Source organism: Micromonospora craterilacus (assembly GCF_003236315.1).
Lineage (GTDB): Bacteria > Actinomycetota > Actinomycetes > Mycobacteriales > Micromonosporaceae > Micromonospora > Micromonospora craterilacus.
Genome location: NZ_POTY01000522.1, coordinates 1 through 836, shown reverse-complemented (window position 1 = coordinate 836; position 836 = coordinate 1). Strand labels below are relative to the sequence as shown.

At 75.2% G+C, this 836-nt stretch carries 1 protein-coding gene; it reads left to right on the top strand.

Annotated features, from left to right (window positions below; translation table 11 throughout):
• Positions 1 to 4: 4 nt before the first annotated feature.
• Positions 5 to 823, top strand: coding sequence for an MbnB/TglH/ChrH family RiPP precursor modification enzyme (locus C1I95_RS34215; protein WP_111220265.1), 819 nt, complete (start codon positions 5 to 7; stop codon positions 821 to 823).
• The last annotated feature ends 13 nt before the right edge of the window (positions 824 to 836 follow it).

Here is an 836-nt window from a genome sequence, read left to right as displayed (position 1 = left end):
GCGGATGACCGGCCCGCACGGGGTAGGCATCGGCTGGCGGCCGGAGATCGCCGGGTTCGTCGCCGAGCTGCCCGGCCTGCGCTTCGTCGAGGTGATCGCCGAGGCGGTGCCGGTCGCCGGCCCGCCGCCGGACGCGCTGGTCGAGCTGCGGGAGCGCGGCGTGACCGTCGTACCGCACGGGGTGCGGCTGTCCCTCGGCGGCGTGGAGCCGGTCGAGCCGGCCCGGGTGGCCCACCTGGCGGCGGTCGCCGAACTGCTGGCGGCGCCGCTAGTCAGTGAGCACATCGCCTTCGTCCGGGCCGGCGGGCTGGAAGCCGGACATCTGCTGCCGTTGCCGCGCAGCCGGGAGGCGGTCGACGTGGTCTGCGCCAACGTCGCCCGGGCCCAGTCGGAGCTGCCCGTACCGATCGCGCTGGAACCGATCGCGGCTCTGTTCGACTGGCCGGACGACGAACTCGACGAGGCCGCGTTCCTGAGCGAGATCCTGGAGCGCACCGACGCGCTGCTGCTGCTCGACATCGCCAACGTGCACGCCAACGCCCGCAACCGGGGCACCGACCCGCTCGCGCTGCTGGACCGCCTGCCGTTGGAGCGGGTCGCGTACCTGCACGTCGCGGGCGGCGCCGAGCAGGGTGGCTTCTACCACGACACGCACACCGACCCGGTCCCCCCGCCGGTGCTCGACCTGCTCGCCGCACTGTGCGCCCGGCAGCGCCCGCCGGCGGTGCTGCTGGAACGCGACGGGCACTACCCACCCGCCGCCGAGCTGCGCGCCGAGTTGGACGCCGTGGCCGCCGCCAGCGGGTTCCCGGTGGTGACATGAGCACCGCCGGCAC